At 70.0% G+C, this 17136-nt stretch carries 13 protein-coding genes; 4 read left to right on the forward strand and 9 right to left on the reverse strand.

Translation table 11 applies throughout. From position 1 onward, the window contains the following. Positions 1 to 189: 189 nt before the first annotated feature. The 3 genes from ACFFIO_RS08160 to ACFFIO_RS08170 all read right to left on the reverse strand — a co-directional run bounded on the left by ACFFIO_RS08160 (position 190) and on the right by ACFFIO_RS08170 (position 3625). Positions 190 to 2601, reverse strand: coding sequence for an ATP-binding cassette domain-containing protein (locus tag ACFFIO_RS08160; protein WP_378041094.1), 2412 nt, complete (start codon positions 2599 to 2601; stop codon positions 190 to 192). Positions 2602 to 2688: 87 nt separating this feature from the next. Beyond that, on the reverse strand, positions 2689 to 3099 hold the full coding sequence (locus tag ACFFIO_RS08165) for a VOC family protein (protein WP_378041095.1): 411 nt from the start codon (positions 3097 to 3099) through the stop codon (positions 2689 to 2691). 4 nt (positions 3100 to 3103) lie between these two features. Beyond that, a complete protein-coding gene (locus ACFFIO_RS08170; RefSeq protein WP_378041096.1) occupies positions 3104 to 3625 on the reverse strand; it encodes a helix-turn-helix transcriptional regulator in 522 nt (173 codons plus the stop codon). Positions 3626 to 3794: 169 nt separating this feature from the next. Between ACFFIO_RS08170 and ACFFIO_RS08175 the strand changes: the two genes are divergently transcribed. Further along, complete coding sequence (locus tag ACFFIO_RS08175) at positions 3795 to 4451, forward strand: maleylpyruvate isomerase N-terminal domain-containing protein (RefSeq protein WP_378041097.1); 657 nt, start codon at positions 3795 to 3797, stop codon at positions 4449 to 4451. Between the two features lie 31 nt (positions 4452 to 4482). Here ACFFIO_RS08175 and ACFFIO_RS08180 read toward each other — a convergent pair whose 3' ends face one another. Genes ACFFIO_RS08180 through ACFFIO_RS08190 form a run of 3 tightly spaced genes read right to left on the reverse strand, consistent with a single transcriptional unit; the run spans position 4483 to position 9539 of the window. Beyond that, a complete protein-coding gene (locus ACFFIO_RS08180; protein ID WP_378041098.1) occupies positions 4483 to 5073 on the reverse strand; it encodes a CG0192-related protein in 591 nt (196 codons plus the stop codon). Between the two features lie 41 nt (positions 5074 to 5114). Next, on the reverse strand, positions 5115 to 7355 hold the full coding sequence (locus ACFFIO_RS08185; RefSeq protein WP_378041099.1) for an oxidoreductase: 2241 nt from the start codon (positions 7353 to 7355) through the stop codon (positions 5115 to 5117). Positions 7356 to 7364: 9 nt separating this feature from the next. Next, positions 7365 to 9539, reverse strand: coding sequence for a S9 family peptidase (locus ACFFIO_RS08190; protein ID WP_378041100.1), 2175 nt, complete (start codon positions 9537 to 9539; stop codon positions 7365 to 7367). 73 nt (positions 9540 to 9612) lie between these two features. Here ACFFIO_RS08190 and ACFFIO_RS08195 point away from each other — a divergent pair, with 73 nt between their 5' ends. The 3 genes from ACFFIO_RS08195 (at position 9613) to ACFFIO_RS08205 (ending at position 11919) form a co-directional block, all read left to right on the forward strand. Continuing rightward, positions 9613 to 10107 carry an NfeD family protein gene (locus ACFFIO_RS08195; protein WP_378041101.1) on the forward strand — a complete coding sequence of 165 codons (495 nt, stop codon included), beginning with the start codon at positions 9613 to 9615 and terminating at the stop codon, positions 10105 to 10107. An 84-nt stretch (positions 10108 to 10191) separates the two neighbouring features. After that, on the forward strand, positions 10192 to 11442 hold the full coding sequence (locus tag ACFFIO_RS08200; RefSeq protein ID WP_378041102.1) for an SPFH domain-containing protein: 1251 nt from the start codon (positions 10192 to 10194) through the stop codon (positions 11440 to 11442). Positions 11443 to 11574: 132 nt separating this feature from the next. Then, entirely contained in the window at positions 11575 to 11919 is a 345-nt protein-coding gene (locus ACFFIO_RS08205) for an RNA polymerase-binding protein RbpA (protein WP_344227095.1), read from the forward strand. A 73-nt stretch (positions 11920 to 11992) separates the two neighbouring features. Here ACFFIO_RS08205 and ACFFIO_RS08210 read toward each other — a convergent pair whose 3' ends face one another. The 3 genes from ACFFIO_RS08210 to ACFFIO_RS08220 all read right to left on the reverse strand — a co-directional run bounded on the left by ACFFIO_RS08210 (position 11993) and on the right by ACFFIO_RS08220 (position 17077). Further along, on the reverse strand, positions 11993 to 12724 hold the full coding sequence (locus ACFFIO_RS08210; RefSeq protein WP_378041103.1) for a polyprenol monophosphomannose synthase: 732 nt from the start codon (positions 12722 to 12724) through the stop codon (positions 11993 to 11995). A gap of 85 nt (positions 12725 to 12809) precedes the next feature. After that, positions 12810 to 13952 (reverse strand): amidohydrolase family protein, encoded by a 1143-nt coding sequence (locus ACFFIO_RS08215; RefSeq protein ID WP_378041104.1) that lies wholly within the window; start codon positions 13950 to 13952, stop codon positions 12810 to 12812. Beyond that, positions 13949 to 17077: a DEAD/DEAH box helicase gene (locus ACFFIO_RS08220; RefSeq protein ID WP_378041105.1), complete on the reverse strand. Its 3129-nt coding sequence runs from the start codon at positions 17075 to 17077 to the stop codon at positions 13949 to 13951. Before ACFFIO_RS08220 ends, ACFFIO_RS08215 begins: the two co-directional genes overlap by 4 nt. Positions 17078 to 17136 lie beyond the last annotated feature (59 nt).

The raw sequence follows: 17136 nt of genomic DNA on the forward strand, positions 1-17136 counted from the left end.
TCCCGCCTGCCAGGTTCCCGAACAGTCTAAACAGACCCCCATGAACCACGTCACAGATATCCACAACATCAGCACGCCGACGGATGACGCCGCAAACCCCCGGGGCAACTTTGGCCACTCCTCCGGAACGCAATGACCGGTCAGGAGTGCAACGGCGGTACTGGTAGTCGTCAGCCGACCACCTGTCGGCTATGACCCGACGTACTCGGCCAGGTGTCGCCCGGTCAGGGTCTCGCGCTGGGTTCCTGCCCCGGCCACCAAGTCGGCCGGCGTGCCCTCGAAGACGATCCGGCCGCCGTCGTGCCCGGCACCCGGACCCAGGTCGACGATCCAGTCGGCATGGGCCATCACCGCCTGGTGATGCTCAATGACGATCACGGTCTTGCCCGAGTCCACGAGGCGGTCCAGCAGGCCCAGGAGGTTCTCGACGTCGGCCAGGTGCAGGCCGGTGGTCGGCTCGTCGAGGATGTAGACCTCGCCCTTCTCCCCCATCTCGTTCGCCAGCTTGAGCCGCTGCCGCTCGCCACCGGACAGTGTGGTGAGGGGCTGGCCCAGCTTCAGGTATCCGAGCCCGACGTCGGCCAGGCGCACCAGGATCTTGTGGGCTGCGGGAAGGCGGGCCTCGCCTTCGGCAAAGAACTCCTCGGCCTGGGCCACGGACATGCCGAGGACCTCGGCGATGTTCTGGCCGCCGTCGGGCCCGAAGCGGTACTCCAGGACCGCGGCCTGGTAACGCTGTCCGTCGCAGTCCTGGCAGGTGGAGGCCACCGTGGACATGAACCCCAGTTCGGTGTAGATCACGCCCGCGCCCTTGCAGGTGGGGCAGGCACCCTCGGAGTTGGCGCTGAACAGGGCCGGCTTGACCCCGTTGGCCTTGGCGAAGGCCTTGCGGATCGGCTCCAGCAGGCCGGTGTAGGTGGCCGGGTTGGAACGGCGGGAGCCCTTGATGGCGGACTGGTCCACCACCACGACCCCCTCGCGGCCGGCCACCGAACCGTGGATCAGCGAGCTCTTGCCGGAGCCGGCCACCCCGGTGACGGCAACCAGCACGCCCGTGGGCAGGTCGACGTCGACGTCCTGCAGGTTGTTGGCGTCCGCCCCACGGACCTCGAGGTGACCGGACGCGGACCGCACCGACTCCTTGAGGCGGGCACGGTCGTCCAGGTGCCGTCCGGTGAGGGTGTCCGAGGCGCGGAGGCCGTCCAGGTCGCCCTGGAAGGTGATCTGGCCGCCGTCGGTCCCGGCGCGCGGGCCGAGGTCCACCACATGGTCGGCGATCCGGATGGTCTCCGGCTTGTGCTCGACCACCAGGACGGTGTTGCCCTTGTCCCGCAGTTCGAGCAGCAGCTGGTTCATCTTCTCGATGTCGTGCGGATGCAGACCGATCGTGGGCTCGTCGAAGACATAGGTGACATCGGTCAGCGAGGATCCCAGGTGGCGGATCATCTTGGTGTGCTGGGCCTCGCCCCCGGACAGCGTGCCGGCGGGGCGGTCGAGGCTGAGGTAACCCAGGCCGATGTCCACGAAGGATTCCAGGGTCTCCGAGAGGTTCCTCAACAAGGGCGCGGCCTCGGGCAGGTCCAGCTTCCCCACCCAGGCGGCGAGATCCGAGATCTGCATCGCGCACACCTCGGCGATGTTCTTGCCGTTGATCTTCGAGGATCGGGCCTCCGGGGCCAGCCGGGTGCCCTCGCAGTCGGGGCAGGTGGTGAAGGTGACGGCCTGGTCCACGAAGCGGCGGATGTGGGGCTGCATGGCGTCCCGGTCCTTGACCAGCATGGACTTCTGGATCTGCGGGATCAGGCCGAGGTAGGTCAGGTTGATGCCCTCGACCTTGATCTTGGTGGCCTCACGGTAGAGCAGGTCGTGCATCTGCTTCTTGGTGAACTTCTTGATCGGCTTGTCCATGTCGAAGTAGCCGGAGCCCTCGAAGATCCGGCCGTACCAGCCGTCCATGGAGTAGCCGGGGATGGTCAGGGCCCCCTCGCGGAGCGACTTGTCCTCGTCGAAGAGGGCGGTCAGGTCGAAGTCCGTGACCGAGCCGCGGCCTTCGCAGCGCGGGCACATGCCGCCGAGCATGTTGTAGCTGGCCTTCTCGGCGATGGTCTTGCCGCCGCGCTCCACCGTGATGGCCCCGGAAGCCGAGACTGAGGGCACGTTGAACGAGAAGGCGTTGGGCGGGCCCACGTACGGCTGGCCCACACGGCTGAACAGGACGCGCAGGATCGCATTGACGTCTGTGGCGGTGCCCAGGGTGGACCGTGGGTTGGCGCCCATCCGCTCCTGGTCCACGATGATCGCGGTGGTCAAACCCTCGAGGACATCCACCTCGGGGCGGTCCATGGACGGCATGAACCCCTGGACGAAGGCCGAATAGGTCTCGTTGATGAGCCGCTGCGACTCGGCCGCGATGGTGCCGAAGACGAGGGAGCTCTTGCCGGACCCGGACACCCCGGTGAAGACGGTCAGCCGTCGCTTGGGCAAATCGACGCTGATGTCCTTCAGGTTGTTCTGCCGTGCCCCGACCACGCGGATCGTGTCATGCGCATCGGCCACGTGGTCTGGTGCAGCTTCGATGGACTGGCCGGTGGATGTGCTCATGCGGGCTCCGATGCGGGATGTGTGGGCGGACGGGAACGTGGTGCCGGGACGAGGCGCCCGCCACTGTGGGACTGTGGTGCGGTGGGTTCAGCTGGACTGCTGGACGCGAACCATATTCCCGGATGGATCACGGAAGGCGCAATCACGCAGGCCGTACGGCTGTTCGATGGGCTCCTGGACCACGTCCGCTCCGCCGGCCTGGACCCGCTCGAAGAAGCCGTCCAGATCGTCGGTGGCGAGGTTGATGCCGGCGTAGGTGCCCTTCGCCATCATCTCGGTGATGGCCTGCCGCTCAGCCTCGCTGAGTCCCGGATCCACTTTCGGCGGGGTGAGCACGATGGCCGTATCCGGTTGGCCGGCCGGACCGACCGTGATCCACCGCATGGTGCCCTCACCGACGTCGAGGCGCACCTCGAATCCGAGCAGGTCACGGTAGAAGGCCAGGGAGGCCTCCGGGTCAGTGTGGGGCAGGAAGCTGGAGTGAATGGTGATGGTCATGGGTTCAGCGTAGGACGCCGCCGGAGACGGGCGCTTCTTGATTCCTGACCGGATGGTCCACGGGATTTTCCGCCGGATCCCCCGGAGGCTTCCGCAGCGGCCGGGTGGCGTGCCGCACCACGCAGGTGGGCAGCCCGTCCGGGTCGCGGGAAGCCCGGTCACGGTACTCGCTCGGTGGCATGCCCACCAGCTCGGAGAACCGGGTGCTGAACGTGCCCAGGGAGGAACTGCCCACCTCGAAGCAGACCTCCGTCACGCTCAGACGACCCCGGCGCAGCAGGGACATCGCCCGCTCGATCCGCCGAGTCATCAGGTAGGAGTAGGGGGATTCGCCGTAGGCCCTCTTGAACAGCCGGCTCAGGTGGCCTGCGGACATGGCCTCACCGCGGGCCAGGGCTTCCACGTCGAGTGGCTCGCGGTACTCCCGGTCGATCCGATCCCGCACCCTCCGGAGGCGCACCAGGTCCTCCACCGGGATCTGGTGGCTGCCAGGACTCGCGGTACTCGGAGCGGGGCGGGGGGTCACCGTCACCATTCTGTCAGGTGATGGCCCCCAGCATCCCGGCATTCTTCATGCATGTATCCGGGTGTCTCCCGGCAGTTCCAGCGCGACACCCGGATTTCTGCATGACCGACAAGAAAGCCCCGTGACCGGCTCTGGTGACATACGTGGCGTCGATGCCACACTGTGGGCCATGGTGACCACCCCGCAACAGGACGGACCGGACAGCGAGACGATCGAGCACTACCGCGCGGCCTCGGCGGCCTTCCTGGAAGCCTGCCGCGGCGTCACCGACTGGGAGGCGCCCGGACTGGGCGTGTGGTCGGTTCGGTCCCTGGCTGGCCACACCAATCGCTCCCACACCAATGTGACCCGCTACGTCACGGCTGGACCGGAGCCCGGTGCAGTCCCGGTGGACGGGCCCGTTGGGTACTTCGCCGCGTTCTGGGCGCCCCAGCCGGGGCGGAACGCCCGTGACGACGAAGAGGTCGCTGAGCGTGGCCGGCGCGCAGGCGAGGCCCTCGGCCAGGAGCCGCTGTCCGTCATCGAACGGGATCGCGCAGAGGTGCTGGCCCTCCTCGAATCCACGGCACTGGACGTTGAACTGCGCACGCCGGCGGGCACCATGACCCTGGCGGGCTACCTGGCCACGCGGATCTTCGAGCTGGCGGTGCACACCGTGGACGTGGCGCGCGCCACCGGGCAGACGATGCCCGCAGCACTGGATCCCGTGGTGCCGCGAGAGGTGCGGCTGGCCGCCGATCTCGCGGTCGCCCGGGGCGCGGGCGTGGTGGTCACGGAGGCCCTGACGGGCCGCGGCCCACTCTCGGACGGATTCACCGTCCTCTGACCGGCGCTCCTCGACCGTGCCGGGCAACGGCTCAGGCGGGCTCGTCCGTGTTGAGGCTGAAGATGATGCCGCCACCACCGGGCCAGGTGGCCCACAGCCGGCGGGATTCGGCGAGGTGCTCGGAGCCGGCCGTCTCCGGGTCGGAGACCACCCGGTGGACCTGGACCCGTCCCGGCTGGTCGGCCAGGGGGCCGAGCACGGTCACGCTGACCTCGTCAGCCTCGTGACCGATGTACTGGCCGTCCTCCTCGTAGAGGTGCACCTCGGCCTGCTGCTGCAGCCCGTCGAGGGCCCGCTGGAAGCAGGCGGTGGCCACCGGGTCCGCCATGGCATCGTAGACCCAACGCTGTCCGAGCACGGAGTGGTCCACGGTGCCGATCAGGTAGGGTTCCGCGCCCTCGAGCGGGGCACCACGGTAGGACATGGGCACGTGCAGGACCTGGTCGCTGCCCTCCCGATGGACCAGATGTCCCTCGACTCCCACCTCGCCGTCCGGATCGTCATAGCGGTAGGCGCCGACCCTGACCAGCTCGCCCTCACCGGACCACGGTTGCTGGGCCAGCCAGGACTCCAGGAGCTCCTGCTTCGAGGGCACCAGGGTTGCTTGGTAGACGGTAGCCATGGGCCCCAGTGTACGGGGAGGCCGAGAGGGACCGTAGGCCGTCAGAGCGCCGCGGCCACCCGCGTCGCCTGCTCAATGGCCCGCTTGGCGTCCAGCTCTGCGGCCACATCGGCTCCGCCGAGGAGCACGACGTCGGCCCCGGCGGCCTCCAGCGTCCCGTACAACTCGCGCTGGGAGACCTGGCCGGCGCACACCACGACATCGTCCACCGCCAGTATGCGGCGGGCGCCGTCGACGTCCAGGTGGAGGCCGTCGTCGTCGATCCTGACGTAGCTGGCACCGGTGATGAAGTCGACACCGCGGGCCTTCAGGGTGGCGCGGTGGACCCAGCCCGTGGTCTTGCCGAGACCCGCTCCCATCTTGGTGGCCTTGCGCTGGATGAGGTGGACGGTCCGGGCCGGTGCCTCCGGCCTGGCCGGTGCCAGGCCGCCGCGTCCGGAGAACTCTGGGTCCACGCCCCATTGCCGCTGCCAGTCCTCGAGCGGTGGGGTGCCGGGCATTGGCCCACCTCTCTGCGTCCCGCTCTCGGGGTACTGGCGGTCCTCGCGGTTCTCGTGACCGTCTCGGTCCTCCCGGCCCTCGCGGTGCGGCTCGGTCAGCAGTTCGGACACGTCGAAGCCGATGCCGCCGGCACCGATGACCGCCACGCGCGGACCGCACTGCACCCGGCCGTCCACCACATCCGGATAGGCGTGCACGTTGGGTCGGTTCGCGCCGGGGAGGTCCACGGTGCGGGGCGCCACCCCGGTGGCCAGCAGGATGCGGTCGTATCCGCCGTCGAGCAGCTCGGTGGCGGTGACTCGGTGGGCCAGGCGCAGATTCACCCCGGTCTCCATCAGCCGGTGCTCGTAGTAGCGCAGGGTCTCGGCGAACTCCTCCTTGCCGGGGATCTGCCGGGCGAGTCGGAACTGTCCGCCGATGGTGTCCGAGGCTTCGAACAGGTCCACCTCGTGGCCCCGGGCAGCGGCCTGGGTTGAGGCGGCCAGCCCTGCCGGCCCGGCGCCGACGACGGCCACGCGCAGTGCCGTTGTCCGGGCGCGGACGGCGTCTGCGCGGGCTGAGTCACGGTGTCGGGCAGGGGTCGGATGACCCGTGGCCACCGGGGTCAGTGGCAGGAGGGCCCGGTCCGGCAGCGGGGGGAACGCGGGATCGGTCTCCCGTCCGGCGCGCGGGTTGACCAGGCAGGAGGCCGGCTTGTTCTGGAACGTGTGGTCCAGGCAGGCCTGGTTGCAGCCGATGCAGGAGTTGATCCGTTCCGGTGTCCCGGCATCCGCTTTCAGCACCCAGTCCGGATCGGCGAGGAACGGCCGGGCCATGGTGACGAGGTCGGCCCGGCCCTCGGCGAGGATCTGCTCCGCCGTGTGGGGCATGTTGATGCGGTTCGATGCGGCGACGGGAACTGAGACCGCCTCCCGGATGCGGCCCGTGAAGTCCGCGAACGCGGCGCGGGGCACCGATGTGACGATGGTGGGCACCCGCGCCTCATGCCAGCCGATCCCGGTGTTCAGCAGGCTCACGCCAGCCCGCTCGAGTTCCCGTGCCAGCTCCAGGGTCTCATCGAGGGTCTGACCGTCCGGGACCAGATCCACCATGGACATCCGGAACGTGATGATGAAGTCCTCTCCGGCGGCGTCGCGGATGCGGCGGACGATCTCCGTGGCGAAGCGGCGGCGCCCTGCGGCCGAGCCACCCCACGCATCGGTGCGGGAGTTGGTCCGGGGTGAGAGGAACTGGTTGATCAGGTACCCCTCGGAGCCCATGATCTCCACGCCGTCATAGCCGGCCTGGCGGGCGTACCCGGCAGACCGGACAAAGGCCTCGACGGTACGCTCCACGGCCCGGGTGGAGAGGGCCCGCGGCGAGAACGGGGTGATGGGGGACGGAGATGTCCCGGGGGCGGCCGAGAAGGGGTGGTAGGCATAACGGCCGGCGTGCAGGATCTGGAGGACGATCCGCCCGCCCTCGGCATGCACCGCGTCGGTGATGACCCGATGGGTGGTGGCATCCCGCCCCGAGCGCATGGTCCCGGCGAAGGGCGTCAGACGCCCCGTGAGGTTGGGTGCGTAGCCCCCGGTGACGATCAGCCCCACTCCCCCGCGGGCCCGCTCGGCGTAGAACGCGGCCAGCTTGGCCGCATCCGCACGCCGGTCCTCGAGGCCCAGGTGCATGGAGCCCATGATGATCCGGTTCGGCAGGGTGCCCCCGAGGACCTCGAGGGGGCGGAACAGGTGCGGGTACGGCGGGGACGGGCTGCCCGGGGAGGTCTGGGTGGGGAGGGTCATGCACTAATACTACTCATCGGTAACTTGTGTGGCGAGATGCCGGTCCCACCACCGGAGGAGGTGCTCGAAGCGCACCCGCCGGTGCCAGGGTGTGCCGGACCGGGACAGCTCGTGGTCCTCCCCCGGGAAGATCAGTAGTTCCGCCTCCACTCCCCGGGCCCAGAGGGCCCTGTAGTAGCGCTGCGCATGCTCGATCGGGCAGCGCAGGTCCTCCTCCGAGTGGATCACCAGGGTGGGTGTGCGGACCTGGTCGACGTGATGCAGCGGACTCTGCTGCCGCAGGCGTTCGGGATCCGAGCCCATGTACTGCTCGCTGAAGAACCAGCCGATGTCGCTGGAACCCAGCGCCGAGACGGGGTCCAGGTAGCCACGTTCCACGATGGCAGCGGTGAACCGGTGGTCATGGGCGGTGATCCACGCGGTCATGTAGCCGCCATAGGATCCGCCCTGGATGCCGATCCGGCCGGCGTCCAGCTGGCCGCTGCCCGCAGGCCCGAACTCCTCGAGCGCCCCGTCCAGGAAGGCGATGATGTCCTGGTGGTCGACCGTCCCCATGCGCCCCTGGATGGAGGCCCCATGATCCGCGCCGTAGCCGTCGGATCCGCGGGGATTGCACATCACCACGGCATATCCTGCGGCCACGAGCACCTGGGTCTCGTCGAACCAGGACCACGTGTACTGGGCGTACGGTCCGCCGTGGATGTTGAGGATGACCGGGTGGGGCCCCGAACCCTCCGGCAGGAACACCCAGCCGTGGACAGCAGGCTGGTCCGGACGGTGACCACGTGGATCACCGGTAGCACCGTACTCGCGCTCCAGTCCGGCGGCCGGTGGGAGGTCCGCACGCCAGGCGGCGTTCGGGTCGAAGAGCTCCTGGAGGCCGCTGCCCCGGTGCTGGATGGACACCGCGCCCGGAGAGGCCGCACTCGTGGAGGTGACGGCGAGCGTGCCGCCCGCCTCGCAGGCCCCCATCACCTCACCCTGCTGGTCCACGATCACCTCGGGCTGGCCATGGTGGGACACCCGCACCAGTATGGTTCTGCCGCGGCTCGCCCCCAGGGCCAGCACCTGGTCCTGGCCGGTGGGCCGCAAGGGGCCGGCAAAACCCATGGCCGCGGGATCCGTCAACAACCGGGGTTGCAGGCCGGCCACGGGGCGGTCCCATCCGGTGCTGGCCTCCCGTACGGCGCCGGCCGCCGGGAGGGCATACACGGCACCGTTGGACGCCACGAACTCCAGGCCGGACTCCCCGAGGTCCTGGCCCAGCACGTAGAGCCACTCCCCGTTCCGGGAGACGCACGGGGACCCGAACCCGACGCGCACGTCGGTACCGCCGGCCACGAGGCGCACGGGGCCGGCGTCGGGATCTGCTGAAGGACCGGAGCCCGCCGGTCGAGGTACTCCGGCAGGACCGCGGCGCGCCTCCACCACGGCGACGGCGGTGCGCAGGCTCTGGCCGAACCCTGCCTCCGGGGTGGTCGCGAAGAAGACGTGGCGGCTGTCCGCGGCATAGACGGGGTCGGAGGCTGCCCGCTCTCCCCCGGTCAGCGGACGCGCGGTGGGCAACGCCGGCGGGACGGCCTGAGAGCCCTGAGGCTCTGCCATCCGGCCCCGGGCCGCGAAGACCGGTTCGCCAGCCGCATCGGGCACCTCGATCTCGAACAGCCGGGGACGCTTGTCCGCCGTGTACCCCTCCCCGTTCAACCGGTGATCCGGGCCCGTCACCAGACGCGGATCCTCCTGCCCTGGCCCGACGCCGGCCACGGTCCCATAGCGGCCCGGTTCCGGTTCGGGCGAGGAGAACGTGATCCAGCGGGAGTCCGGAGACCAGGTGAACCCCGTGACTCCTAGCCGACGATCGGTAACGATCCTGCCCTCGCCGCCGTCCAGCGGAATCAGGGCCAATTGCGGGGAGGATGACGCCGCCGAGTCGGCATCGGGCGCCGGAGACCGCAGGAACGCCACGGTGGTGCCGTCCGGGGACAGCTGCGCTCCACAGTCCCGGTAGCCCTGGGTAAGGCGCCGTGGCGGGGAGGAACCGTCCGTGGGCATGACCCACAACTGGCCGGTGTAGCCGTCCGTCGTGAAGTCCGGGCGGGACGTGCCGACGACCAGCCGGCCGCCGTCCGGGGTCAGCGTCGGCGCGTCCACGGTGGTGAGGAGATCCAGTTGATCAGGTCGCATGTCCATAACCTACGTTGTCCCCCGCCCGTTGAGCAGGCAGGATGGGGGGAGAAGGCTAATCGAGGAGGCCGCAGTGATCGAATGGGTGGGTGACAACCTGTGGGTACTGTGGCTGAGCCTCGCCGTGGTGTTCGCCGTCGTCGAGACCATGGTGCTGGATCTGGTCTTCCTCATGCTGGCCGCGGGTTCCGCCGCCGCGCTGGCCACCGCCCTCGTGGGCGGCGAGGCCTGGTTGCAGATCGTAATGTTCGCCGGGGTCTCGCTGTTGATGCTCGCGGCCGTCCGGCCCACGGCGCTGAGGCACCTGAAGAAGGGGTCAACGGACCAACTGACCAACGTGGACTCGATGCCCGGCCGCACCGTGGTGGTCCTGGAGGACACCGGGTCCACCGCCGGCCTGGCGAAGATCGACGGTGAGACCTGGACGGCACGCTCGGCCACGGGCGTGACCATCCCTGCGGGCAACGAAGCGGAGATCGACGAGGTGGACGGCGCCACGCTGATCATCCACCCGAAGGCCGCCATCGACTGGGATTCCGGCACCGCCGGACTCCCTGAAGGAACCTGACGCCGCGACCGCCGCGGCACAACGTCTGCACCACCAGCAGACTCACAACGTGGCCCGAACGGGGCCGCAGGAGGGAGCATCGGCGTGGAAGTCCTCATCGTGCTCATAGTCGTCGCGGTCCTCGTGGCCATCATCCTGATCCGAGCGGTGCGCATCGTGCCCCAGGCGCGGACCGGCATCGTGGAACGCCTAGGCAAGTACCAGTCGACCAAGGGCGCCGGCCTGACGCTGATGATTCCCTTCATCGACCGCATGCGTCCCCTCATCGACATGCGTGAACAGGTGGTGTCCTTCCCGCCGCAGCCGGTGATCACGGAGGACAACCTCGTGGTGTCCATCGATACCGTGGTGTATTTCCAGGTCAACGACGCCAAGGCCGCGACCTACGAGATCAACAACTACATCCATGCCGTGGAGCAGTTGACCACCACCACGTTGCGCAACGTGGTGGGCGGCATGAACCTGGAACAGGCCCTCACCAGCCGTGACTCGATCAACAACCAGCTGCGCGGGGTGCTGGACGAGGCCACCGGCAAGTGGGGCCTGCGTGTTTCCCGCGTGGAGCTCAAGGCGATCGACCCGCCCCTGTCCATCCAGGACTCCATGGAGAAGCAGATGCGGGCCGAGCGTGATCGCCGTGCCGCCATCCTGACCGCGGAGGGTACCAAGCAGGCCGAGATCCTCACCGCCGAGGGCCAGCGCCAGTCCGCCATCCTCGAGGCGGAGGGTGACGCCCAGTCCCGCATCCTGCGGGCCAACGCGGAGGCCGAGGCGATCCACGTGGTCTTCGAGGCCATCCATGAGGGCCGTCCGGACCCGGACCTGCTGGCCTACAAGTACCTGGAGACCCTGCCGAAGATCGCCGAGGGCGACGCCAACACGATGTGGGTCATCCCGGCCGAACTCACCGATGCCCTCGGCCGCCTGGGTGACGCCTTCGGCGGCTCCGGCGCCGCCGGCGGCGCGGGGGTCTCCGATCTGTTGTCCCGGACCTCCGGGTCCGGCACCGCCGACGGCTCGGACGAGGCGGACGACGCGGACCGCCCGGGTGAGGTGACCGCCGGTGCCGGGCGCCGGCGTCGGGAACCCCGTCCGACCACGGCCGCGGAGCTGAACGAGTCGAGCCAGAGTGTGGCCAAGATCGTCGACACCCCGCTGGAGGAGGCGCTGGCACCGCCCGCCATCCTTGAGGATGAGCACTCGGAGACGGCGGAACGGGCGCTCCGGGCGAAGTCCGATCCTGCCGACCTGCCCTCCCGGCCGGCGCGGACCCCGGGTCAGGACACCGGACAGGAACCGGAGCGGGAACCGGGCCAGGGCGGCAACCCGGCCTGACCCTCTGCCAGGGGCCCCGGCGGCGGGAACAAAACCCGCCGCCGGGGCGTTGGCCCGGAGAGCACCCCCACACCCACTAGACTGGGTGGTCGACGTTGTACCGCCCCGCCGATGGGGCCGGAAGGAGATCGAATGAGCGACCGTAGCCTGCGCGGCATGCGCCTTGGTGCCCAGTCCATGGAGTCCGAGGCCGGAGTCGAGCCCGCACCGCGCCAGCGGGTCGAATACCGCTGTGAGGACGGGGAGAAGGTCCTCGTGACCTTCGCCACCGATGCGGATATTCCCCCGACCTGGACCTCCAAGACCGGCAAGGTGGCCTTCCTCGTCAACGGCGACAAGCCGGACGAGTCCGATGCCAAGCCCGTGCGCACCCACTGGGACATGCTGCTCGAGCGCCGCAGCATCGAGGAGCTGGAGGACACCCTCAAGGGACAACTGGACAAGTTGCGCGAACGCCGAGGCGAGAAGGTCTCCTGACCCTCCCACCACCCGCGTGAACGCAAGAACCCCCGACCGGATGGTCGGGGGTTCTTGCATTGGTGGCGGCCGGTCAGAGGCCGAGCTTGCCCTTCAGGACGTTCCAGCGGGCCGCGAGTCCCCACTGGGTCACGGACGTGACGGCCTCGGTGACGATGTTGCCGCTCATCTTGGACTCGCCGTACTCGCGCTCCACGAAGGTGATCGGCACTTCGACGATCTTCTTGCCCAGCAGCGCCGTGCGGAAGGTCATGTCCACCTGGAAGCCGTAGCCCTTGGACTGCACGTCGTCCAGGTCGATGGCCCGCAGGGTGTCCGCACGGTAGGCCCGGTAGCCTGCGGTGACGTCGGTCAGGTTCAGGCCCAGCATGATCCGTGGGTACAGGGAGCCGCAGATCGAGATCAGCTTGCGGTGGGCAGGCCAGTTGACCATCTTGCCCCCCGGCACACGGCGTGAGCCGATCACCAGGTCGGCACGGTCGATGGCCTCGATCAGGCGGGGCAGCTGCTCGGGCTGATGCGAGCCGTCCGCGTCCATCTCGACCAGGACGTCGTAACCCTGGTCCAGGCCCCAGTGGAAGCCGGCGATATAGGCTCCGCCCAGACCGTTCTTCTGGGTGCGGTGCAGCACGTGGATCTGAGGATCGGCCACGGCGGCGCGGTCGGCCCAGTCACCGGTCCCGTCCGGTGAGGCATCGTCCACCACGAGCACGTCGGATTCCGGCACGGCGACACGCAGTCGGTCGAGCGTGCGGGGCAGCGATTCGATCTCGTTGTAGGTGGGAATGATCGTCAGCAGGCGCATAGGCGAAGAAATCCTTTGGGAGTGTCCGAGGGCATCGGGGGTCAAGTATAGGCCGGTCGGCCGTGCACCGTCTGGGCGGCGCCGGTCAGGTCCACGCCGGGGAGCGGTAGACCTCGGTGCCGTCCACCAGGGTGGCCAGGCATTCCGGTGCGGCGGTGCCCTCCTCCAGGACGGGCAGCAGGGGTGTGCCCGCTCGGGTGTCGGTGCTCCACGCGGCGACCCGTCCGTCCGGCGCCTGGACACTGAGGGCGTCAGCCGCCCAGATGCCGAACGTGGCCGGGGACGAGGGGGCGATCCGGCCCGCCATCGTGAAGCCGGCGCCGATGGACATCGGGAGGGCACGCAGTCCGGCCTTGGTGGCGGCCGTGAACCCGGAGCGGGCGGAGATCCGCTGATCCGGATCGGCATGTTCGAGGCTCGCGCGGATGGCGGACCACGGATCCGGGGCCCGGGTGCCGCTGCCGAAGGACACCGGGACGGCGTTGGACAACAGGGAGGCGATCGGAGCGGTCAGGGTGCCGTCGGCATCCGGGACGGCCGTGAAGGACAGGCTGTTCTCCGCCAGGGTCTGGATGGCGTCCTGCTCCACCGGTCCGTTCCAGGACAGGCGGTGGCGGACCATGCCGAGGGCGGGAGTGCCCTGGGCCTCCGCCGTGGACCGGAGGGCGGAGATGACCGCGGCCAAAGCATCCGGGTCCTGGGGCAGCAGGTACAGCTGGACGCCGGCGGCGGTGGCGCTGGCGGTCAAGCGGGTCACGGCCGCGGCGTCGAGTCCCCCGGGCCCGACGACGGCCGACAGCCCGGCGACCGAGTCGGCGGAGACCAGTGCCGCGAGATCATCGGCCGTACCGATCGCCTCGTCAGGGGCGACGGCGCGGTAGTGGATGGCCCGGGTTCCGCTCGCTCCGGAGGCCCCGGCGGCGGTGCCGCCGATGACGGACAGGAAGACACCGGCGGAGCCGGCGGTGTCAGCTTGCGCGAGCGGGCCGGCGTCGTGGGCGGGATGGTGGGTGGGGTCCGGGGGCAGGACGAGGGAGTCCACGAAGGCGGGCACCACGAGGGCCCCGTCCAGATCCACGACCTGCCAGTCGGCTCCGGAACGCGCGCGCATCGAGGCCGCCGTGTCCTCGGCTCCCACCCAGGCCACGGAACCGGAGTCCACCAGCATGGCGGTGGCATACGGATCGGCGGTGGAGTGGAGGGTCCCGTTGACGAAGAGCGTGCTCATCCCTCCAGACTATCCACTCCCGAGTAGGCCACGACGCCGCGACGGACGAGATCCGTAGCACGTCGGCACTGGCCGGAGAGCTCCGGGCGGCCGGGCACCTTGGCCAGCTGGTCCAGCAGGTCGATCACCTGGCGGGCCCACCGGACGAAGTCGCCTGCCGCGAGGTCGGTGCCCTTGAGGGTGTCCCTCAGGTTCCGGCCGCGGGCCCAGCGGTGGATGGGCCACACCAGTCCGGGATCCGGCTCCGCGGTCGGCTCGAGTTGGGCCCCCCGTTCGGCCAGCTGCAGCTCATACCAGTGCTCGGCGGTACCCTCCAGAACGTGCTGGAGGGCGGCGGTGGGCATCTGCGGGATCCCGACGTTCTCGGCCCCCTTGGCCTGGTACACCAGCAGGGCGGCGAGGCCGGCCAGCTCCTCCGGGTCGAGTCCGTCCGCCAGCCCGTCCTCCAGCACCAGTGAGGTCAGCAGGTCCCGTTCACCGTAGATGCGCCGCAGGGTCTGCCCGGCGGTGGTGACGCCGGGTGAGTCCTCGGTGCCGGCCACGGCTCCGGGCACGGTCCGGGTGCCGTCCCCGACGGCCACGTAGCCGTAGGCGGTCAGCAGGCCCACGAGCCGGTCGAACGCCTTGGCGATGGTGTTGGTCCGGCCCTGGATCCGGGAGGTCAGCTGGTCGATCTCGCGGCGCAGCTTCCACCAGCGTTCGGCCCAACGGGCGTGGTCCTCACGGTCCTTGCAGCCGTGGCAGGGGTGGCGTTCGAGCTGGCGCCGCAGGTCCTCGACGCGGCCGGTGCTGCCATCGTCCTGGAACCTGAACCCGGCCGCGGTGCGCTGACCCGGCGCCGGACGGTGCTCGCGCAGGGCCGTGCGCATGGCGGCGGCGATGTCCTTGCGCTGCGTGGGGGTCTTGACCTGGATGTTCTGCGGCAATCGAGCCCCGCCGACCGGGTCCACGGGCTCCGTCACGTCATCCGTGCCGATCCGGCGCAATTGCGCCTCCTGCGTGATGATGCCCACCCTGGGGTTGGCCGGGTTCCCTGCAGGGAACACGACGACGGCGGTGCCCAGCCGGCGCGGGCCCGGCACCTCGATGATGTCCCCGGGCAGCAGATTGGCCAGGGAGTCCTTGACGGCCCGTTGCCGAGCCCGGCTGCGGCCCTTCGACGAGTCCTTCTCCGCCTCCGAGAGCTCCTTGCGCAACCGGGCGTATTCCGTGAAGTCGCCGAGGTGGCAGGTCATGGACTGTTCATAGCCGGCCAGGGACTGTTCCCGGCTCCGGACCTCCCGGGCCAGTCCGACCACCGAGCGGTCCGCCTGGAACTGGGCGAAGGAGGACTCCAGGATGGCCCGGGAGCGCTCGAGGCCGAACTGGGCGATGAGGTTGACGGACATGTTGTAGGTGGGGCGGAAGGAGGAGTTCAGCGGATAGGTACGGCGGGAGGCCAGCCCTGCCACGGCCGCCGGATCCAGTCCCGGACGCCAGAGGACCACCCCATGGCCCTCCACGTCGATGCCGCGGCGCCCGGCACGCCCCGTGAGCTGGGTGTACTCCCCCGCCGTGATGTTCACGTGCGCCTCACCGTTGTACTTCTCGAGCTTCTCCAGCACCACGGTCCGGGCGGGCATGTTGACCCCCAGCGCGAGGGTCTCCGTGGCGAAGACGACCTTGACGAGCCCGAGGCCGAAGAGCTTCTCCACCACTTCCTTGAAGGGCGGGAGCATCCCGGCGTGGTGGGCCGCGAACCCCCGGGACAACCCGTCACGCCAGCCCCAGAAGCCCAGGACATCCAGGTCCTCAGCCGGCAGGGACTGACCGGCCTCGTCCACCACCGCCTGGATCTGCTGTTTCTCCCCCGGCGTCGTCAGGTCCAGCCCGACGGCCAGGCACTGCTCCACGGCGCCGTCACACCCCGCGCGGGAGAAGATGAACGTGATGCAGGGTAGCAGTCCCTCCCGTTCGAGCACCCGGACCATCCCGGGGCGGGAGATGCGCAGCTGCCCGGGGTGACGCTGGGGCTCCGCCTGCCGTCCACCGCCCGAGGGGGCCTGCGAGGACCCGGCCGCGCCGCCGTCGTACCGGGTGGTGGCGGTGCGCTCGTCCCGGCCATAGGGGGCCGGGCCGGACCGCCGGCGGTCCCGCGGCTGGCGGCCGGAACCGCCGCCGTCCCGGCCGCCGCTCCTGCCCCCGCCGGTCTTGCCGCCGCCGCGGCCCCGGGGGCCGCCGCGTCCGCCGCGGTAGGTGCTGCGGCCAGGACGCCCCCAGTCACTGCGTTCCTCGCGGCGTCGCTGGTCCTCGGCCAGGCGCGCCAGCTCGGGATTGAGCACCAGGCGGCCCCCGGAGGTGTCCTTGGGCTCTGGGGCGGGCTGCGCATCCGAGGCCGGGTCGTCGCTGACGGGGGCGACCTCGTCGAAGGCCACCTCGGTGGCGAAGAGGTCGTAGAGCTGGTTGCCGGCCATGACGTACTGCCACAGCGGGACGGGGCGGTGCTCGGAGACCACCACCGAGGTGGAGCCGCGCACCGTGTCCAGCCAGGCGCCGAACTCCTCCGCGTTGGAGACGGTCGCGGAGAGGGACACGAGCTGCACGTGCTCGGGGAGGTGGATGATGACCTCCTCCCACACGGCCCCGCGGAACCGGTCGGCCAGGTAGTGGACCTCGTCCATGACCACATAGGCCAGGTTCGTCAGCGTGTCGGAATCGGCGTAGAGCATGTTCCGCAGCACCTCGGTGGTCATCACCACCACCTCGGCCTCGGAGTTGATGGCGGTGTCGCCCGTCAGCAGGCCCACTCGGTCGGGTCCGTAGGTCGCGACGAGCTCCTGGAACTTCTGGTTGCTCAGGGCCTTGATCGGGGTGGTGTAGAAGGCCTTCTGGCCGTGGGTCAGGGCGAGGTGGATGGCGAACTCGCCGACGACCGTCTTGCCCGCGCCGGTCGGGGCAGCCACCAGGACGCCGTTGCCGGCCTCGAGTTCACGGCAGGCCTCGGCCTGGAACGGGTCCAACTCGAAGCCCAGGGTGGTGGTGAACCGTCCCAGTTCGGTCCGGGCGTCTGCGGCCCGGCGTTTGGCGGCTGCGTAGCGCTCCGCGGGGCTCGGCTGGCCGGTGGTGTTGTCCGCGGAAGGTGCCATGGGGCCAGCCTAGGACATGGCCGGCCCCTGCCGCCGACCGGGCCGGGCCGGCAGAGCCG

This window comes from Citricoccus parietis (genome assembly GCF_042433045.1).
GTDB lineage: Bacteria > Actinomycetota > Actinomycetes > Actinomycetales > Micrococcaceae > Citricoccus > Citricoccus parietis.

Bases quoted from the DNA above. Each gene is read 5' to 3' on its own strand.
- ACFFIO_RS08180 (WP_378041098.1), bottom strand. From the start codon at position 5,073: ATGGCTACCGTCTACCAAGCAACCCTGGTGCCCTCGAAGCAGGAGCTC.
- ACFFIO_RS08220 (WP_378041105.1), bottom strand. From the start codon at position 17,077: ATGGCACCTTCCGCGGACAACACCACCGGCCAGCCGAGCCCCGCGGAG.
- ACFFIO_RS08215 (WP_378041104.1), bottom strand. From the start codon at position 13,952: ATGAGCACGCTCTTCGTCAACGGGACCCTCCACTCCACCGCCGATCCG.
- ACFFIO_RS08165 (WP_378041095.1), bottom strand. From the start codon at position 3,099: ATGACCATCACCATTCACTCCAGCTTCCTGCCCCACACTGACCCGGAG.
- ACFFIO_RS08160 (WP_378041094.1), bottom strand. From the start codon at position 2,601: ATGAGCACATCCACCGGCCAGTCCATCGAAGCTGCACCAGACCACGTG.
- ACFFIO_RS08190 (WP_378041100.1), bottom strand. From the start codon at position 9,539: ATGCGACCTGATCAACTGGATCTCCTCACCACCGTGGACGCGCCGACG.
- ACFFIO_RS08185 (WP_378041099.1), bottom strand. From the start codon at position 7,355: ATGACCCTCCCCACCCAGACCTCCCCGGGCAGCCCGTCCCCGCCGTAC.
- ACFFIO_RS08175 (WP_378041097.1), top strand. From the start codon at position 3,795: ATGGTGACCACCCCGCAACAGGACGGACCGGACAGCGAGACGATCGAG.
- ACFFIO_RS08205 (WP_344227095.1), top strand. From the start codon at position 11,575: ATGAGCGACCGTAGCCTGCGCGGCATGCGCCTTGGTGCCCAGTCCATG.
- ACFFIO_RS08210 (WP_378041103.1), bottom strand. From the start codon at position 12,724: ATGCGCCTGCTGACGATCATTCCCACCTACAACGAGATCGAATCGCTG.